Origin of the sequence: Streptomyces sp. NPDC020490 (assembly GCF_044335305.1) — a bacterium.
Classification (GTDB): Bacteria; Actinomycetota; Actinomycetes; order Streptomycetales; family Streptomycetaceae; genus Streptomyces.
In genome coordinates, this window is the sequence record NZ_JBIRUY010000009.1 from 138,291 (window position 1) to 154,053 (window position 15,763).

Below are 15,763 nucleotides of genomic sequence, written 5' to 3' on the forward strand. Positions count from 1 at the left end.
GCAGCAGCCTGTCACGTGCGGTGTGCGTACCACCAGGTACGCGGGTGGTCCGAGAGGAGCTTGCTCAGGCTTTTGTTGTGTGTGTCGCCGCTGTGATACGTCAGGTAGGGAGTACCGCGGTATCTCTTGGTGACGATCATCGAGTGATCGACGACGTTGTTGCGGTTCCAGTCGGCCTGGAGAACATCCGCCTTGTCCAGCTTCCACACGTTGTCGAGGATCTTGGTTCTTCTCGAGTGTTTCGACGCGAACCAGTACCAGTTCTCGGCGCCCGCCCACGTGTAGGACGTCCACAGCGTGCTGGGTCCGTAGAACCAGTACTTGTTGCTGGTGCGCTGGATGAGAGAGCCGCCTGCGGGACCCCACCCGCCCGCAAGCATGGACTGCGAGATGAAGTTCGTGCAGTCGGAACTGTACGTGCGGTAGGCGCCGTTGTGGTGGTCCCAGTACTTGTTCGCGTACGACACCATCTTGTCGTAGTTGTAGCTTGCGGAGGCCGCCGGCCTGACGAAGGCGTCGGCACTGCTGTCGGGCAGCGACTCGGTGGACGACGAGTCCTCCTTGGCTCCCTCGTCCTCGTCCGACTTGCCGCCCCCGGCATCGGGACCGCTGTCCGGGTCAGCGTCGGTGACCTGTGTCGTCGGCGTCGGGCCGCCCTCCGCGTCCGCCTTGTCCGACGAGAGCAGCCATGCGCCGTCGGAGCCCTGGGTGAACTTCACCGTGTGTGGGAGCGACAGCTCCTCGTACTCCGGTGCACCGTCCTCGACTTCCTGCGGCGTGAACGGGAGGTAGAGGCGCGTGTTCTCGGTGAGCTGCAGTGTCGCCGACTGGCCGGAGACGGTCAGGTCGCCGGGCTTCACGTCGACCTCAGCCTTTGTGTAACCGCCGTCGACCGCCTTGTACCGCTCGCCCTTCTTCGCGAGAGCGGTGAGATCGTCCTCCACCTGTGCCGTCATGGAACGTGTGGCCTGCACGTGGGCGATGGCGGCTCGTGCCGTCGGGCGGGAAGTCGTCAGCATGTCGGCTCGCTGCTGCAGATACCCTTCGGCGAGTTGAGCGAGTTCGGTGCTGTCCGCGCTCGCCGTGGGCGACGCGACTGAAGCCGATGACTCAGCGTGCGCCGGTATGTCGACGAGCGCGAGGATCGCTGCCGCCGTGGTCGCGACTACGGCGAGCGCCTGTCTGTGCTGCGCGGTACGCATGAAACCCCCTGATCAAGCTGACTGGTCGTGGTCAGCCTGTACGCCAAGAGGTTCAATTCGAACAGGACGTTCCCACCTGGCGGGTTCTTGATCCCGGAATGACCGATTCCTGATCAAGAAAACGCCTTGGTGCGACAGCGGCGACGGGCAGATCAGCCGTGAGGGTTGAGGTCCGTCTGACGCACACCGAGTCCCCCACCGGCGAGCCCCTCGACCAGCGTGCGCATCGCCGTCTTCGAGATCAGCAGCGGCCGACGGCTGATGTCCTTGGAGTCGCGCACCGCGACATGCTCTCCCAGTTCCGCGATCTCCACGCAGTCGTTCGCACCCCCGCTGTACGAGCTCTTCCGCCACCGGGCGTGCGCGAGATCGACGTCGTGCGGGGCGGCCGTGCTGGGCGTGGTCACTCTCCGAGCTCCTTGCTGATCTGTGCGATGCGGGTACGGGTCTCCGACGGGCTGAGGGCACAGGCCCTCAGCTGGTCGAAGATCTCCGTGTAGTTGTCCACGTCCTCCGGGGACTCGAGATACACGGAGTTCTTGGGGTTCTCCAGCCACACCAGGTTCGGCGTGGGGTCCGGAAAGGTCAGGATGACGAACGGACCGTACAGCCCGGGGTGCGCGCCGAGCGAGAACGGCAGCAGCTGCACGGTGACGTTCGCCTGCTCACTCGCCTCCACGAGCCTCCGCATCTGGTCGCGCATCACTTCGACGGAGCCGACCGTCCTGCGCAGCACGGCCTCGTCGAGAATCGCCCACAGCCTGGCGGGGGTCTCACCGCCCAGTCGGCTGTTCTGGCGCTCCATGCGCACCCTGACCAGGGCCTCGACCTGCGGCGGGGACAGGTCCTGTCTCATCTGGGAGATCACGGCACGGGCATAGTCCTCGGTCTGGAGCAGTCCCGGCACGAGCATCGGCTGGTAGTTGGCGAGGTGCGTCGCGCCGGCCTCGAGCGCGAGGTACCCGTCGTAGCGGGTCGGGGTGAGCACCGTGGAGTACTTCCGCCACCAGGGCTTCTGCTGCTCCTTGTCCGCCCGGAGGAGGTCGAGCACGTCGGCTCGCCGGTCCTCGTCGTCGACGCCGTACAGGTCAAGCAGGGCCCGGACGAGGACCGGTGTCGTACCGCGTTCGCCGTTCTCGATCCGGCTCAGCGACCCCTGGTTGACCTCCAGTTGATCGGCGACCTCGCTGAGGGTGAGCCCGGTCGCGTCGCGCAGCTCCTTCAGCCGTGCCGCGAGTTGTCGCCGGTACACCGACTGCGGGACCAGGCTTCTCTTGAGGGCCATGCCGGGAGTCTCTCCGGACCGACGGCGCCTCTACAACCCATACGGGGCAACTTCTCAAGACATGTTGCCCAGTTGGTGGTTGCCTCGGCATGCTGTCAGCAGTCACGGCGCGCGTTCGCTTGTGCGTGTGCCGCAACCGACCGATGGGCGACGCTCGCCACCCCGCCACCGGCACGCGCCTCCGAGTCGGTCCCGCACGCCGCACCGGGAGGGTGGGCCATGCCACGGACAACGCTGCTCCGGCAGCTGCTCCAGCAACGGCACCTGACGACGCACGAGGCTTTCGCCACCCAGTACGAAAGAGCCGCCGCCAGGTTGGCGGAACTCGACCGCGACCCCCGCCTGGCGTCCCTCCGGGTCTCCTCACGCCAGTTCGACCGCTGGTACGGCGGCGAGTTACTGACGCTCCCCCGCCCTGACGCCTGCCGGGTGCTGGAACACATGCTCGGCAGACCCGTGTCCGAGCTGTTCTCCACGTCAGAGGACGGCGACTCCGCACACGACGGCGCCGAGGAGCCGGGGACACGCCGGCAGGTGACGAGTCTCCCTCCGCCACGTGAGGACGACGAGAACCCACTGGACATCGTCAGCCGGACCCGGCAACTCACGGCCAGCAACGCGGACGACGCCACGCTCGCCTTCCTCGGCGCCTCCCTGGAGGGCATCACCAGCCGGTACGAACAGGACGGGCCCTACGTCCTCCGGCCCCAGGCCCGCCAGGCGCGGCAGCTCGCCCACACCCTCCTCGACGGCCGTCAGCCTCCTCGTGCACGCAGGGAGCTCTTCCGCCTCGCCGCCCGCGCTTCCGGCCTGCTCGGCTACATGGCGGTGAACACGGGCGACTTCGCGCTCTCGGAGGCGTACTGCACGGAGGCCCGGGATCTCAGTCGTGAGATCGGCGATCTGGACACCGAGCTCTGGGCGTGCGGCACCCTCTCCTTCAGCCTCTACTACGCCGGACGGTACGCCGAGGCGGACGCCTGTGCCGCAGCGGCCGTCGAGCAAGCTCCCCGACACGCCCAGTCCATCCGTCTGCTCGCCAACGGCCGGGCCCGGGCTCTCGGGAAGACCGGTGACCGGCGGGCCGTCGAGCGGGCCATCGGGCAGGCACTCCGTCTCTCCGACCTCCACGAGGTATCCGTCGGGCTGACCTCCTGCATCTCCTTCAAGCCGTACGGGCGGGCCCGGACGCTGGCCAACGCCGTCACGTCACACGTGGCGCTGCGCAACACGGCGCAGGTACTGCGCGACGCCGAACGCATCGACGATCTGGTGGAACACTCGTCCTCCTCCTGGAGCCGTTCGCTCATACGCCTCGACGTCGCCACCGCGCTGTTGCAGCAGCGCACGCCCGATGTCGACCACGCGATGGCGCTGGGCCGTGAGGCCCTGCGGCTGTGCGCGGACACACCGATCAGCTCGGTCTACCAGCGCTCCCGCGACCTGCACGAGCAGGCCGGGTCGTGGCGTGAGCACCCGGCGGTACGGGATTATGGCGACGAGTTCCGGACCTGGAGCTCGCAGCCAGCGGCCCTGGCCATGGCGTCATCCGCGTCGTAGGCGCTGTCGGCGTCGTCCCAGTCAGGGGCCGTGTGATGCCTAAGGAGTACGTCGGGTGCCCCTGCTCAGCGCCGATCCCGCCGCGTTCCCCGCCGAGCCCCCCGCCGACACGCACGATCCGGCGGTCACCGCGGCCCACGACTGGGCGGCGTTCAGCGCACTCGGCGAGATGACCGACCACTGGGCACGCCCCGGCTGGGCGGACGGCAGCCGGGCGTACTACTGGATGCTGACCTTCCCGGACGACCAGCCGCTCGCGGCCCTCGCCGGGCACTGCCAGGAGAGGCTGGCGCCCCTCGGGCTCGACCCGGTGCCGACGGACGCACTGCACATCACCCTCGCCCGGGTCGGAACGCCGGACGTCGTCACCCTCGACGAGTTGGACAGCCTGGCGCGGGATGCCGAGGTGTTGTTGCCCTCCGCGTTCTCCGTGCGTGCCATGCCGCTGGCCGGCTCCCGTGGCGCCGTCCGTCTGTCCCTTGGCCCCTGGGAACCCCTGCTCCGGGTGCACCACGCACTGGCCGAGGCAGGAAGTGGCGTCGGTCTGGCCCCGAAGAAGCCCACGTCCGCCTTCCGTCCGCATCTGAGCCTCGCGTACAACAACCGTCGACGCCCCGCTGCCCCCGTCGTGGAGGCGGTCTCAGGACTCCGTGCTCTCCCGGCCGTCGAACTCGTCGTGTCCACCGTCCAGTTGGTGGAGCTCCGTCGGGAGGGGCGGACGTACCGCTGGGACGTCCGGGAGAGTGTCCCGCTCGGATAGCCCACCAGTGTCCAGGGTGAGAACCGCGATCACTTCCTTGCCGGTCTCGGTCGGCCGGACCGACCACCCGGAGGCCAACTCCCCAACGAGCAAGAGTCCGAGACCACTGTCCGCCGGATCGTCCACTGACACCTCCGTGGAGCGTGCCCGCACCCTGCAGACGTCCCGTCCCGCGTCCTGGACGCGCAGTACCGCCAGGTCGCGGTAGACCTCCACACACATACGGTCCGGACCGCCGGCCGTGTGCCTGAGCGCGTTGCCCACGAGCTCTGAGGCGACCAGGACGGCGTCGTCGACCCGCTCCGGGGAGGCGCGTCTCTCGAGGGTCTGACGTACGTGCCTGCGCGCGAGGCCCGAGGGCTCGGCGCAGCCGGCCAGCTTCACCCAATGACGCCGTACTGGTGTCCGCCTGCAGAGGCGCTGTTCGTCCACCGCGTCCATCGCCGCTTCTCGTTTCAGGTAGGTACTGGACCGCTCAGCCTCTCCACACGTGAGCCGCGGCGGTACGTCGTGCCTCCACCTCTTCGCGCTCTGCCGGACGGCGTACGAACGGCGTGCTGACGGCGTACCGCCGCCGACCGCCCCCGGCGAGGCTCTTCGTCGAGGCGCCGGCCCCCGGCGTCTCGGCGCACCCGGCTGGAGGTATCGCGGAATGAGCAGCAGTGTGAGGCAGACGGCACCACCGGAGGTGCCCCCGGGTACGCGCCTGGTGTTGTACGCCTGCCTACCCCCGTCGCTCGACGCGACAGCGGACAACTCGGTCAGGGCCGCTCGCCGGTACGCACGGCAGGCAGCCTGTGAAGTGGTGGAGGAGTACGTCGACCGGGCGGATCCCATGGAGAGCCGTGCGGGATGCCACGGCTGGCACAACGCTCTCGCCGCCATCGAGCAGGGCAGAGCCGCGGGCATCGTCACGCCGCTGATGGTGATGCTCGGATACGGACCGGACAGTGAGCACCTTGCTTCCTGGCAGGCCCGCACGGGTGCCCACATCCTCACGTCCTCCTGCATCGACACCCCGGTGAAGAGCCGATCACTGCTGCCGGGGGCGGCGTGACCGAGCAGAAGCAGGCGCCTGGACCACGTACGACCGCGGCACAGGCGCGGTGGGCACTACGTCACCCGGGTGCGTACGCGGGGCGTTTCGGCTTCGGACTCTTCCAGATCGTCTTCCTCCCCGTGATCTCGGTCAGCAGCCTCCTGGCGACCTTCTTCATCGGCCGGATCCAGTAGTGGAGGCCGTGTCCGGGTGTCAGGCTCCGAATTCCTCTCTCCGGCACCAGACGGCTGGTCCCCTGGACCGAGCCGGCCGGAGAGCAGACCGCAAAACACCCCAAGCCCTCGGCGCGCGCCGAGAAGGAGAAGGATCCGTGGACAACGTCCCCGCCATGCAAACCGACGACAACACCCAGAGGACGGACCAACAGCTGCGCGACGACATGGTCCAGCAGCTCATCGAGCTCGGCGCGCTCCGCAGCAGTCACGTGGTTGCCGCGTTCCGCAAGGTCCCACGGCACCTCGCCACGCCCGATGAGGACGTCGCCACGACCTACGACGTCGAACGGGCACTGATCACGAAGACCGACGCCGAGGGCATCCAGATCAGCTCCGTCTCAGCCCCGCGCATCCAGGCCATGCAGATCGAGCAGGCCGAGCTCGGGCCGGGCATGCGCGTTCTGGAGATCGGATCCGGCGGGGTCAACGCCGCGTACCTCGCTGAGATCGTCGGCAGGGACGGCATGGTGGTGACGGTCGACATCGATCCGGACGTCACGGAGCGCGCCGCGGCCTTCCTGCCCAAGGCGGGGTACGACAGCGTCCAAGTCGTCACCACGGACGGGGAGAACGGCGTACCGGAGCACGCTCCCTACGACCGCGTCATCGTGACGGTACAGGCCGCTGACATCCCGCCGGCCTGGCGGGAGCAGCTCAAGGACGGTGGGCGACTCGTCGTGCCGCTGCGGATGCGCGGCATGACCCGCACCGTGGCGTTCGTCCGTGACGGTGATCGCCTGGTCAGCGACGGGTTCGAGCTGTGCGGGTTCGTGCCGATGCAGGGCGTCGGCGAGAACCGCGTCCGCCTCGCTCTCCTGCACGAGGCGGAAGGTGAGGAGGTCGGCCTGCGCCTGGACGGCCACCCGGAGCCGGACACCGACGTCCTTCGGGCCGCTCTGCTCTCGCCATCCGTCAGGTCGTGGTCCGGGGTGACGCTCGCGGCCAACGAGTCGAACGAGCACCTCGACCTGTGGCTGACGACCGCACTCGACAACCTGCCCCTGTTGACCGCACAGCCGGGCGCCCGCGAGCGCGGCATCGTCGCCTCCGTCTCACCGCACGGCATCCCGGCCCTGGTCGAGGCCGGCAGCTTCGCCTACCGCACCGTACGCCCCACCTGGGACCCCGACCGCTTCGAGCTCGGCGCCGTCGGCCACGGCCCCCGCGACCGGGAGGTCGCCGAGCGGTTGGTGGAGGAGATCCGGACGTGGGACCGCGAGCACCGCTCCCACCGGGCGTTCATCGAGGTCTTTCCGGCCGGAACGCCGGACGACCGTCTTCCCGCAGGTCGCGTCATCGACCGACGCCACACGCGGGTCACGATCACCTGGCCGTAGCTCGACGAGAGCCACGGCCAGGCCGCAAGGGCACATCCCAACACCTCACAGGAGGACGCGAGATGGCACCACACAGCAGCACCACCCTGAAGGCCGCCACGGACTTCACGCCCGAGTCCGACTTCGACCTCGACATCGAGACCATCGCGGGCGCGCCGGTCGTACCGGGTCTGCTCAACGACACCGGTGACGGCTGCGGCTCCACGTGCCAGTCCGCCTGCTCCAACAGCACCTGCATCGGCGGATGAACCTGCGGTGGGGGGGCCGCTGCCAGCCGGTGCCGGCCCCCCCACCACCGCGATCACAGAAGGGGGCATCGCGATGTACGACGTGGTTGACGCGTCACTGATCAGAACCACCGCTCAACCACTGGCGGTCCGGCTGCCTCCCTGGCCGGACCTGGACGGAAACAGCGCCGAGGACGTCGCTCGGTGGCGCGACTGGATCGGGCAGGTGTGGACGACCGACGCCACGGCGGCAGCCGTCGAGTTCGCCAGTCCCGTGCTGGCCGAGGCGGTGCAAGGCGTCCTCACAGGTCGCGTCCGGCAGTCCCGTGCCGTACGACGGGCCACGCTGTCACTCCTGCGGTACCTGCTGAGGATGCGGCACCGGGCGACACCGTTCGGCTTGTTCGCCGGCCCCACTCCCCTACGCCTGGGCATGACGGCCGAAGCCCGCTCGGGGACGGAGCACCGCACATCCATCCGCGCGGACGCGGAGTGGCTGGCCGAGGTCACCGAAGCGCTGGAAAGACATCCCGGCCTTCTACGACGTCTTCAGGTCGTGGTCGATCCCACCCACACCGTCCGAGGCACCAAGGTCGTCATCCCCCATCAGCCGGGCAGGGACGGTCCCCTCGAGAGGACGATGCGGCGCACACCCGCCGTCGAGAGGGTGCTCGAACTGACCCGCTCCCCCATCGCCGTGGGCACCCTCGTGGCGAAGGTACGCGCCGACTACGAGGACACCCCTGCCGCAACCATCGAGAACATGGTTCGCCACCTGGTGGAGAACCGGATTCTGCTCACCAGCCTGCAAGCGCCCATGACGACCGACGACGCTCTGGGCCACCTCATGTCCCAGCTCGACGTCGTAGCGGCGGAAACCATCCCAGAGGTCGACGACCACCTGACGCAGCTCCGGGAGATCCGTCAGCTGCTGGCAAGACACGACGATGCTCCCGCCGACGAGCAGCGGATCATCCGCGTCCACGCGACCCGCCGAATGACGGCCGTGACCGGCGTGGCCGACCGCACCCTAGTCGTCAACCTGCGCCCCGACTGCGACATCGTCCTGCCAGCGGCCATCGCCGTGGAGGCCAAGCGGGCCCTTGCCGTCGTCGCGCGCACCTCGCCGTACCCGGCGGGCCCTCCGGCCTGGCAGGACTACCGCGCACGTTTCCTGGAGCGCTACAGCATGGGTGCCCTCGTGCCCGTGCGTGATCTCGTGGACCCGGACATCGGGCTCGGCTACCCGGCCGGCTACCGCGACTCGGTCCTCAGACGTCCCGTCCTCGCGACGAGCCGCCGCGACGAACACCTCCTCGCTCTGGCCCAGGACGCCGCGGCGAGCAGGGTCCGTGAGATCGTCCTGACCGAAGAGGACCTCGCGGCCCTCACCGTAGGAGAGGTCGCCCAGGTACCCGCTCACGTCGAGCTGTGCTTCACCGTCCTGGCGAGCTCCCTGGACGCCCTGCAGCGGGGCCGCTTCGCTGTGAGCATCGTCGGTCTGTCACTGGCTGCCGGAACCACCACGGGCCGCTTCCTCTCCATGCTGGAGCAGCCCGACCGGGACCGGATGAGCGCTGCGTACGCAGCCCTTCCCACCCTGGAGGACGGGGCAGTCCGCGCCCAGATCTCCAGCCCCCCGCTCCGTCTGCGCACACAGAACGTCAGCCGCTCTCCCTCCGTCGTGTCGCACCTGCTCTCTCTCGGCGAGCACAACCCGGGCGCCGCCCTCGACCTGGACGACCTCGCCGTCGGAGCCGACTCCCGGCGCCTGTTCCTCGCCTCGCGCAGTACCGGCCGACGCATCGAGCCGTCGGTGATGAACGCCGTCGAACTCACCAACGCGACCCATCCTCTGGTGCGCTTCCTGTGCGAGGTGCACCGCTCACACACCGCCGTCCTGGCGCCCTTCGCCTGGGGAGCAGCAGAGCGGTTGCCCTTCCTGCCGGAGGTCCGTGTCGGGCGCACCATCCTGTCACCGGCCCGCTGGCGGCTCAGGACCCGCGATGTGGGCGCGGACGGAGGAGCCGTCTGGACGCGCCGTTTCACCGACTGGCGCTGCCGGTACGGAGTCACCCGGACGGTGTTCGTCGGAGACGACGACCAGCGCATGCGGCTCGACCTCGACCAACCCACACACCTGCGGCTGCTGCGCACCGACCTGGATCGCAGAGGCGTGCTCACCCTTCACGAGGCTCCCGAGGAGGACGCCTACGGATGGCTGGGCCGCGCGCACGAGATCACCATGCCGTTCGCCTCGACCATGCCGCCGGCCTCGCGGAGCGCCGCCACCGTGGTCGTCCGCCGTGACGCCGGACGTCTGCCCGGCGATTCCCCGTGGGCCTTCCTGAAGGTCTACAGCCACGCCGACCGGGCCCCGGAGATCCTGACCAAGTACCTGCCCGCGCTCTTCGCCCGGTGGGACCACAACCCGCCGCCCTGGTGGTTCAGCCGCTACAGCGACCCGGAGACCCACCTCCGTCTGCGGCTTCGGCTGTCCGGCCCCGCCGACGTCGTGGAGACCGTGCAGCGAGTCGCCAGCTGGGCCGCAGCCCTTCGTGAGGATGGCCTGGTCAGCCGCGTCCAGTGGGACACCGACCAGCCGGAGACGGGCCGATACGGCGCCGGCAGCAGGTTGGAGACCGCGGAGCACTACTTCACCGCCGACTCCGCCGCGGCCATCGCCCAGATGGCGCTTCAGGTCCCGGCCGAGCTGCGTCCGGCTGTCACCGCGGCCAGTTTCGTGGACATCGCCGAGGCCATCACGGGCAGCCCCGCGGCCGGGCGCCGCTGGCTCATCGAACACCTACTCAGGTCCGAGGGTGCCGCCCCCGCACGCGACGTACAGACCGCGGCCGTCCGCCTCAGCACCTCCGACACCGACTTCGCCGCCCTCCGGGCCCTGCCTGGTGGCGACCACGTCGTGACGGCCTGGACCGCACGGCGCCGGGCCCTGCAGCAGTACAGAGTCGCCCTGACCGACGCGGGCAACGACCCCGCCGACGTGCTCCCGTCCCTGCTGCACATGCACCACAACCGGGTCGCGGGTATCGCCCCCGACCAGGAAGCCGCCTGTCGCCGTCTGGCCCGCGGCGCCGCACTGTCCTGGCACGCCCAAGGAGAAGGAGTCCCGAGGTGACGACCGCACCCCCGGCCCCCGACACGAGCACCGCAGTACGTCAGTCCCTCGCACACGGGCCTCTCGGCAGCACCCTGCTCGACATCGAGCGAGCCCACCGGAACCTCGACTCGTGGCAGGCCGTGCACCAGCACGTCGCCGCCACGGGCCCCCTCATCGACAGCGACGAGGCGAACCTGTTCCTCGGCGCGCCGGCGATGGCGTACGTCCTCCACTTGGCGGCCGCCGACAGTAACCGGTACGCCGGCGCCCTGAGGATGCTCGACGGCGTTCTCATCCGGCAGATCCGCCGTCGCCTGACCGCGGCTCACGCACGCATCGACCAGGGACGGCACGCCGGCTTCGCCGAGTACGACCTGCTGCGCGGCCTGACCGGACTCGGTGTCCTTCTGCTGCGGCGCAAGCCGGACAGCGAGGAGATGAAGCAGGTCCTGCGGTACCTGGTCCGGCTCACGGAACCGGTGACCGGGGACCAGGGACAGCCGCTGCCCGGCTGGTGGGTGTGGCACGCCCCCGCCCGTCTCGGGACGCCGACGCCGGGCGGCCACGCCAACGCGGGCCTCGCTCATGGCATCGCGGGCCCGCTCGCTCTGCTCGCTCTGGCGAAGCGTCGGGGTGTCGTCGTGGACGGCCACGACACCGGCATCGCGCGAATCTGCAATTGGCTGGACCGAATACGACAGACCGACCACCGCGGAAGCCGTTGGCCGCGATGGGTCACCGAAACAACCGCCGTCCCGACCCAGCCGGCCACCCCCTCCTGGTGCTACGGCACCCCGGGCCTGGCCCGCGCACAGCAGCTCGCCGCCATCGCCCTGAACGACGACCACCGCAAGAGGATGGCCGAGCGGGCCCTGCTCTACTGCCTCGCCGACCCTCGCCAGCTCGACCAGCTCGCCAACCGTGGACTCTGCCACGGCGTCGGTGGACTGCTCCGCACCGTGCAACGCGTCGCCGAGGACGCGGAAACGCCCACCGCGTTCACCGATCGGCTCCCCGAACTGCGGCAGCGCTTCCTGGCCCTGCCACCTCCGGAAGAGGCCGGCTTCCTTGAAGGTGCTGCTGGGGCTGCGCTGGCGTTCCAGAGCGCCGAACCGGGCTCGGGTCCCGTCAGCGACTGGGATGCCTGCCTGCTCCTGAGCTGAGGAGGCCACCGGATGGAAGCACATGGCAGCGGCGCCATGGAGGAGGCCGTCCTGTCCGTCCTCGCGGGGACGACGGTCGAGGCCGCAGCCGAGAAGGTGCGTATCCCGCCAGCCCACCTGGCCGACGCCGTCAAGCTGTACCGCGAGGCCGGTCGAGCCGCGCTCGAGGCACGGTTCTCGTCCTCGGGCTGGCACCAGATCCACATAGAGTTCGTCGACTATCCGACCGCCGAACGCGCGTTCCAGGCTTACGTCCTGCCCTCCTTGCACGGCGACGGGCCGGTCGGGCCATGGTGGTTCGTACGTAAGTATCCGTGCTGGCGCCTGCGGGTTCGGCCGAGACAGGACGCGAGTGTCGCGGACGCCGCGAAGCACCTCACCGGCGCCCTCAACGACGCGGTCTCCTGGGGGGTGGTCCGGCGCTGGTGGCCCTCTCTGTACGAACAGGAGACGGCCGCGTTCGGCGGACCGGAGGGCATGCGGATCGCTCACGGCCTGTTTCACACCGACAGCGTCGGCGTCTGCGAGTACCTGAGTCACAAGAAGGCGCAAACGCCTGGCCTCCCGGACGGCAAGACCGCCTCCTTCCTCGTCGTCTCGGTACTTCTGCGCGCGGCAGGACTGGAGTGGAGCGAGCAGGGTGACGTATGGGCCAGAGTGGAAGCCAGCCGGCCGCTACCAGGCGACATTCCGACCGACCGCATCACCGCCATGGCCGAGCCGCTGCGCAGGATCCTGGCCGTGGACGCGGCGCCCGTCCTCCAGTCCGGAGGCGCGCTCGCAACGCTGGATTCCTGGGCTACTGGAATGCAGAACGCGGGACGAGCCCTCGGCGAGGCGGCGCAGCAGAACCGGCTCAGCCTCGGCATACGCCGAGTCCTGGCTCGTCACGTCCTCTTCCACTGGAACCGGATGGGCTTCACGACCGACCAGCAGGCCGTCTGGGCTCGGGCGGCCCGAGAAGCCATCCTCGGTGACTGAAAGGACTTGCCGAGAGACGGCGGGCTTGCTCAGCGCGCCAGTGCCGTGACCACAAGTCTTCGCGGTGTTGGCCATGCTGCGCACGGGAGTTGACGGCGCGCGCATGGTGGAGAGGAAACGCATCAACGCCCCCCCCCCCCCCCGGGCTATGAGTCAGGCGGGCCGAACGGGGGAAGAAAGGTGCGTGCCCGATGCCGATCGGGCTCCTCTCCACGATCGTTGCTGTGTTCTACGGGGGCACGATCTCCGTCCTCGCTCTTACCGCGACCTTTGCCCGGCGTCGTACGCTGCGGCGCGAAGCGCGCAGGACCCTTGCTGTCCTGGTACCGAGGAGGGCGGTGGAGTCGCAGCAAGTAGACGGCGCGACAGTAGACGCAAGCAGCTGAGCGGTTACGGCGAAGTTCAAGCGCTGATCCGCCTGTCACTTGGACAACGACGCCTGACATTCCTCGCACCGCCGTACAGCCTGCCGTGCGGTGTTGCCCTCCGTGGCGACTGCCGGCTGGCTGCTGCTCAGCCTGTCCCAGAGCCCGTGCGGTGGATGCGGAATCCAACCCCAGCGCGGCGGCTGCACCAGCTCCTCAGTGAGGTGGGCGCATGCGCCCGGCAGGTGCGCGTAACGGGTGGGCGAGATAAGGATGGTGTCGGAGGGGAAGCGTCGCCATTCCTGCTGATCGGGGGCTGTCTGCTGCGCCTTGGGGCGAGACCCGTCCGGTGCGCAGGCGCACCCCAGGCCGACGATGCAGTCACACCGCTCGCAGCGCTCTTCCTTCCCAGCCCTGGTCATTCTTGAGCCGCTCCGGCGTCGACCCGGTAGACGATCTTTCCGTCGTACTCGGCGAACCCGAGTGACTTGTAGAAGGCCCGGGCGCCCGGGTTGTCGCTGTCGGTCATCCACTCCACGCGGCTACATCCTGGGCGCGCGGCGGCGAGTGCGCGGAGTTCCTCCATGAGGCGGGCGCCGACGCCCTGACGACGCAGGGTGTCGCGGACGTAGAGCTCCTTGAGGAACAGGGAGTGCGAGGAGCCGGCGGCCGGCCAGAGGAAGGAGTAGGCGGCGAGTCCGACGATGTCCCCGGTCTCGTCCTCAACGAGCAGGGCGGAGGCGAGCGGTGGCGCGCCGAAGAGGGCCTCCTCCACCTGGAGGCGGCGCTCTTCGAACGGCTGGATGTCGGTGTCCGTCGCCCCGTAGAACCGCTCGATCTCCTCGATGAGCGCTGCCACGGCCGGAACGTCCCGCTTCTCCGCGGGACGGATCGTCACGGTCATCGGTGCATCCTGTCCTTCCTCGATCGCTTCGGTCGCTGTTGCACTCGTTCGGTCCAACGCGTGTCCCCACTCTGGCACTTACGGCACACACGCGCCTACGGCGACGAGGCGGCCTGCGCATTCGGGTTCCAGCCGTGCTGTCGCAGGGAGCTCTGGACGTGTCGGATGACGTACTCCAGGTCCGCACAGTAGACAGACGGATTCCGGTAGCCCTGGGCGGCACTGAAACGGTGCGGGAGGTAGCCACCACCGCAGACGTCCACGAGCGGGCAGGCGCGGCACTGCTCGGCGAGTGCCTCCGTGCCGTGCTGCCGGTGCAGCAGCTTCGCGTGCGACAGGGCGTCGTCGAAGGAGTGCCGGCGGACGTCGAGACCGAGCCAGGAGGCACCCTCCTCGACCGACCGGAGAGTGTCCACGGCTTCGATGGAGCCGTCGGATTCGATCACAACGCTCGTCGGCGGGGCCAGACCGAGCGTCTCCACCGAGCCGCGCACGCCGGAGCTGAGGGCCACGATGTCCTCCAGCATCCGGACGCTGTGCCGGTGCTCGGGCCGGGCGAGCCAGGCGTCGTACACCCTGCTCAACCACAGGCCGTACTCGGGGACGCCCGCGTCGGCGCGGGGCGGCGGGTCGTCGTGGGTCGCGTGCGGCAGGCCGAAGTCGATCACGGGCGGTTCGAACGCCGCCAGGTAGTCGTGAACCTCGGCGGGGTCGTTGGCCAGGTCCACGACGGCCAGCAGTCCCGCGAACAGGTGCGTCCGTGACCGCAGGAGCTCGATGCCGCGCACGGCGCAGGCGGCGCTCGACCGCCCGGCGTGGGTCAGCCGGTGTCGGTCGTTGGCACGCGGCGGTCCGTCGAGGCTGACGCCCACAACCACCTCGTACCGCTCGAACAGGTCCAGCCACGCTTCGGACAGAAGGGTCCCGTTGGTCTGGAGCTCGAAGAGGATCCGTGTCCCGGCCGGCACGCCGCCCCGAACGGCGTCCAAGAGGTCGGCCATGTGCGCGACGCCGACGAGAAGCGGCTCCCCGCCGTGCAGGACCACGTGGATGGTCCGAAGGTCGTGCGCGGCGGCGTGCTCACCGATGCGCCGGGCCGCGGCCCGGGCCACGGCGAGGTCCATTCGGGCGGGCAGGCGTCGCGCCGCCTGGTCCCTGGAGTTGAAGACGAAGCAGTAGTCGCAGTCGATGTTGCAGCGGTTGGCGACCTTGAGAATGAACGTCCGGAAAGGAACGGCGCCGCTTTCGGGGTCGGTCATCGAGCGGACGTACTCACAGCGGCAAGGGCCAGATGAGTGAGGCCGCGTGTGCGCCGTCACCGACCCGGCTCGCTTCGCCCTCCTCGGCCTCCAGCCGCTGCCGGACGCGGGCGGCCACGCGGTCCAGGACAGCGGTGCCGGCTGCTGTCGGCTCCCCGGTCGCCGGGCCGACAGGCATGACCGTGTGTGGCTCCGTGACCAATGTGGGAGACGGCATTCAACGCTCCTCGTGGGGTACGTACCGAAGGCGGCACGGTGCGACGGTGTTGAAGCGACAGATCAGCCGGAAACGTAGCATCCTCAACGACGGACCCGGCACAGGGA

At 69.5% G+C, this 15,763-nt stretch carries 16 protein-coding genes; 9 read left to right on the forward strand and 7 right to left on the reverse strand.

Annotated elements, in window-relative coordinates; translation table 11 throughout:
* Nucleotides 1–11 precede the first annotated feature (11 nt).
* From ACH4ZX_RS12520 to ACH4ZX_RS12530, 3 genes are all read right to left on the reverse strand, one after another.
* Nucleotides 12–1,202: an amidase domain-containing protein gene (locus tag ACH4ZX_RS12520; protein WP_398271458.1), complete on the reverse strand. Its 1,191-nt coding sequence runs from the start codon at nt 1,200–1,202 to the stop codon at nt 12–14.
* A gap of 152 nt (nt 1,203–1,354) precedes the next feature.
* Complete coding sequence (locus ACH4ZX_RS12525) at nt 1,355–1,609, reverse strand: DUF397 domain-containing protein (protein WP_398271460.1); 255 nt, start codon at nt 1,607–1,609, stop codon at nt 1,355–1,357.
* Entirely contained in the window at nt 1,606–2,487 is an 882-nt protein-coding gene (locus ACH4ZX_RS12530; RefSeq protein ID WP_398271462.1) for a Scr1 family TA system antitoxin-like transcriptional regulator, read from the reverse strand. Before ACH4ZX_RS12530 ends, ACH4ZX_RS12525 begins: the two co-directional genes overlap by 4 nt.
* Nucleotides 2,488–2,706: 219 nt before the next feature.
* Between ACH4ZX_RS12530 and ACH4ZX_RS12535 the strand changes: the two genes are divergently transcribed.
* Together ACH4ZX_RS12535 and ACH4ZX_RS12540 are read left to right on the forward strand one after the other, a co-directional pair.
* Nucleotides 2,707–4,047, forward strand: a complete 1,341-nt coding sequence (locus ACH4ZX_RS12535) for a hypothetical protein (protein WP_398271464.1) — start codon at nt 2,707–2,709, stop codon at nt 4,045–4,047.
* 55 nt (nt 4,048–4,102) lie between these two features.
* Nucleotides 4,103–4,807, forward strand: coding sequence for a 2'-5' RNA ligase family protein (locus ACH4ZX_RS12540; protein ID WP_398271466.1), 705 nt, complete (start codon nt 4,103–4,105; stop codon nt 4,805–4,807).
* Here the strand turns inward: ACH4ZX_RS12540 and ACH4ZX_RS12545 are convergent.
* Entirely contained in the window at nt 4,688–5,248 is a 561-nt protein-coding gene (locus ACH4ZX_RS12545) for an ATP-binding protein (RefSeq protein WP_398271468.1), read from the reverse strand. The genes ACH4ZX_RS12540 and ACH4ZX_RS12545 overlap by 120 nt on opposite strands.
* Nucleotides 5,249–5,459: 211 nt before the next feature.
* On the opposite strand from ACH4ZX_RS12545, the gene ACH4ZX_RS12550 reads away from it, so the two are divergent.
* From ACH4ZX_RS12550 to ACH4ZX_RS12580, 7 genes are all read left to right on the forward strand, one after another.
* Nucleotides 5,460–5,864: a hypothetical protein gene (locus ACH4ZX_RS12550; protein ID WP_398271470.1), complete on the forward strand. Its 405-nt coding sequence runs from the start codon at nt 5,460–5,462 to the stop codon at nt 5,862–5,864.
* Nucleotides 5,861–6,040 (forward strand): hypothetical protein, encoded by a 180-nt coding sequence (locus ACH4ZX_RS12555; protein WP_398271472.1) that lies wholly within the window; start codon nt 5,861–5,863, stop codon nt 6,038–6,040. Before ACH4ZX_RS12550 ends, ACH4ZX_RS12555 begins: the two co-directional genes overlap by 4 nt.
* Nucleotides 6,041–6,177: 137 nt before the next feature.
* On the forward strand, nt 6,178–7,419 hold the full coding sequence (gene fxlM / locus ACH4ZX_RS12560; protein WP_398271474.1) for a methyltransferase, FxLD system: 1,242 nt from the start codon (nt 6,178–6,180) through the stop codon (nt 7,417–7,419).
* 62 nt (nt 7,420–7,481) lie between these two features.
* Nucleotides 7,482–7,667 (forward strand): FxLD family lanthipeptide, encoded by a 186-nt coding sequence (locus tag ACH4ZX_RS12565; protein WP_398271476.1) that lies wholly within the window; start codon nt 7,482–7,484, stop codon nt 7,665–7,667.
* A gap of 73 nt (nt 7,668–7,740) precedes the next feature.
* On the forward strand, nt 7,741–10,785 hold the full coding sequence (locus tag ACH4ZX_RS12570) for a lantibiotic dehydratase (protein WP_398271478.1): 3,045 nt from the start codon (nt 7,741–7,743) through the stop codon (nt 10,783–10,785).
* On the forward strand, nt 10,782–11,930 hold the full coding sequence (locus tag ACH4ZX_RS12575; RefSeq protein WP_398271480.1) for a lanthionine synthetase C family protein: 1,149 nt from the start codon (nt 10,782–10,784) through the stop codon (nt 11,928–11,930). Before ACH4ZX_RS12570 ends, ACH4ZX_RS12575 begins: the two co-directional genes overlap by 4 nt.
* Nucleotides 11,931–11,942: 12 nt before the next feature.
* Complete coding sequence (locus ACH4ZX_RS12580) at nt 11,943–12,911, forward strand: thiopeptide-type bacteriocin biosynthesis protein (RefSeq protein ID WP_398271482.1); 969 nt, start codon at nt 11,943–11,945, stop codon at nt 12,909–12,911.
* Between the two features lie 783 nt (nt 12,912–13,694).
* On the opposite strand, the gene haaN is transcribed toward ACH4ZX_RS12580, so the two are convergent.
* From haaN to haaA, 3 genes are all read right to left on the reverse strand, one after another.
* Nucleotides 13,695–14,180, reverse strand: coding sequence for a cyclophane-containing RiPP N-acetyltransferase HaaN (gene haaN, locus ACH4ZX_RS12585; RefSeq protein ID WP_398271484.1), 486 nt, complete (start codon nt 14,178–14,180; stop codon nt 13,695–13,697).
* A 95-nt stretch (nt 14,181–14,275) separates the two neighbouring features.
* The gene (locus ACH4ZX_RS12590; protein ID WP_398271486.1) at nt 14,276–15,439 is read right to left on the reverse strand and encodes an FxsB family cyclophane-forming radical SAM/SPASM peptide maturase; all 1,164 of its coding nucleotides are present in this window, start codon (nt 15,437–15,439) and stop codon (nt 14,276–14,278) included.
* Between the two features lie 13 nt (nt 15,440–15,452).
* Entirely contained in the window at nt 15,453–15,656 is a 204-nt protein-coding gene (gene haaA / locus ACH4ZX_RS12595; RefSeq protein ID WP_398271488.1) for a HaaA family cyclophane-containing RiPP peptide, read from the reverse strand.
* Nucleotides 15,657–15,763: the final 107 nt, after the last annotated feature.

What these genes read in the sequence shown, in the direction of transcription:
- ACH4ZX_RS12520 (WP_398271458.1), bottom strand. Translation starts at nt 1,202, where the DNA reads ATGCGTACCGCGCAGCACAGACAGGCGCTCGCCGTAGTCGCGACCACG.
- ACH4ZX_RS12550 (WP_398271470.1), top strand. Translation starts at nt 5,460, where the DNA reads ATGAGCAGCAGTGTGAGGCAGACGGCACCACCGGAGGTGCCCCCGGGT.
- haaN (WP_398271484.1), bottom strand. Translation starts at nt 14,180, where the DNA reads ATGACCGTGACGATCCGTCCCGCGGAGAAGCGGGACGTTCCGGCCGTG.
- ACH4ZX_RS12530 (WP_398271462.1), bottom strand. Translation starts at nt 2,487, where the DNA reads ATGGCCCTCAAGAGAAGCCTGGTCCCGCAGTCGGTGTACCGGCGACAA.
- ACH4ZX_RS12565 (WP_398271476.1), top strand. Translation starts at nt 7,482, where the DNA reads ATGGCACCACACAGCAGCACCACCCTGAAGGCCGCCACGGACTTCACG.
- haaA (WP_398271488.1), bottom strand. Translation starts at nt 15,656, where the DNA reads ATGCCGTCTCCCACATTGGTCACGGAGCCACACACGGTCATGCCTGTC.
- ACH4ZX_RS12535 (WP_398271464.1), top strand. Translation starts at nt 2,707, where the DNA reads ATGCCACGGACAACGCTGCTCCGGCAGCTGCTCCAGCAACGGCACCTG.
- ACH4ZX_RS12570 (WP_398271478.1), top strand. Translation starts at nt 7,741, where the DNA reads ATGTACGACGTGGTTGACGCGTCACTGATCAGAACCACCGCTCAACCA.
- ACH4ZX_RS12545 (WP_398271468.1), bottom strand. Translation starts at nt 5,248, where the DNA reads ATGGACGCGGTGGACGAACAGCGCCTCTGCAGGCGGACACCAGTACGG.
- ACH4ZX_RS12590 (WP_398271486.1), bottom strand. Translation starts at nt 15,439, where the DNA reads ATGACCGACCCCGAAAGCGGCGCCGTTCCTTTCCGGACGTTCATTCTC.
- ACH4ZX_RS12580 (WP_398271482.1), top strand. Translation starts at nt 11,943, where the DNA reads ATGGAAGCACATGGCAGCGGCGCCATGGAGGAGGCCGTCCTGTCCGTC.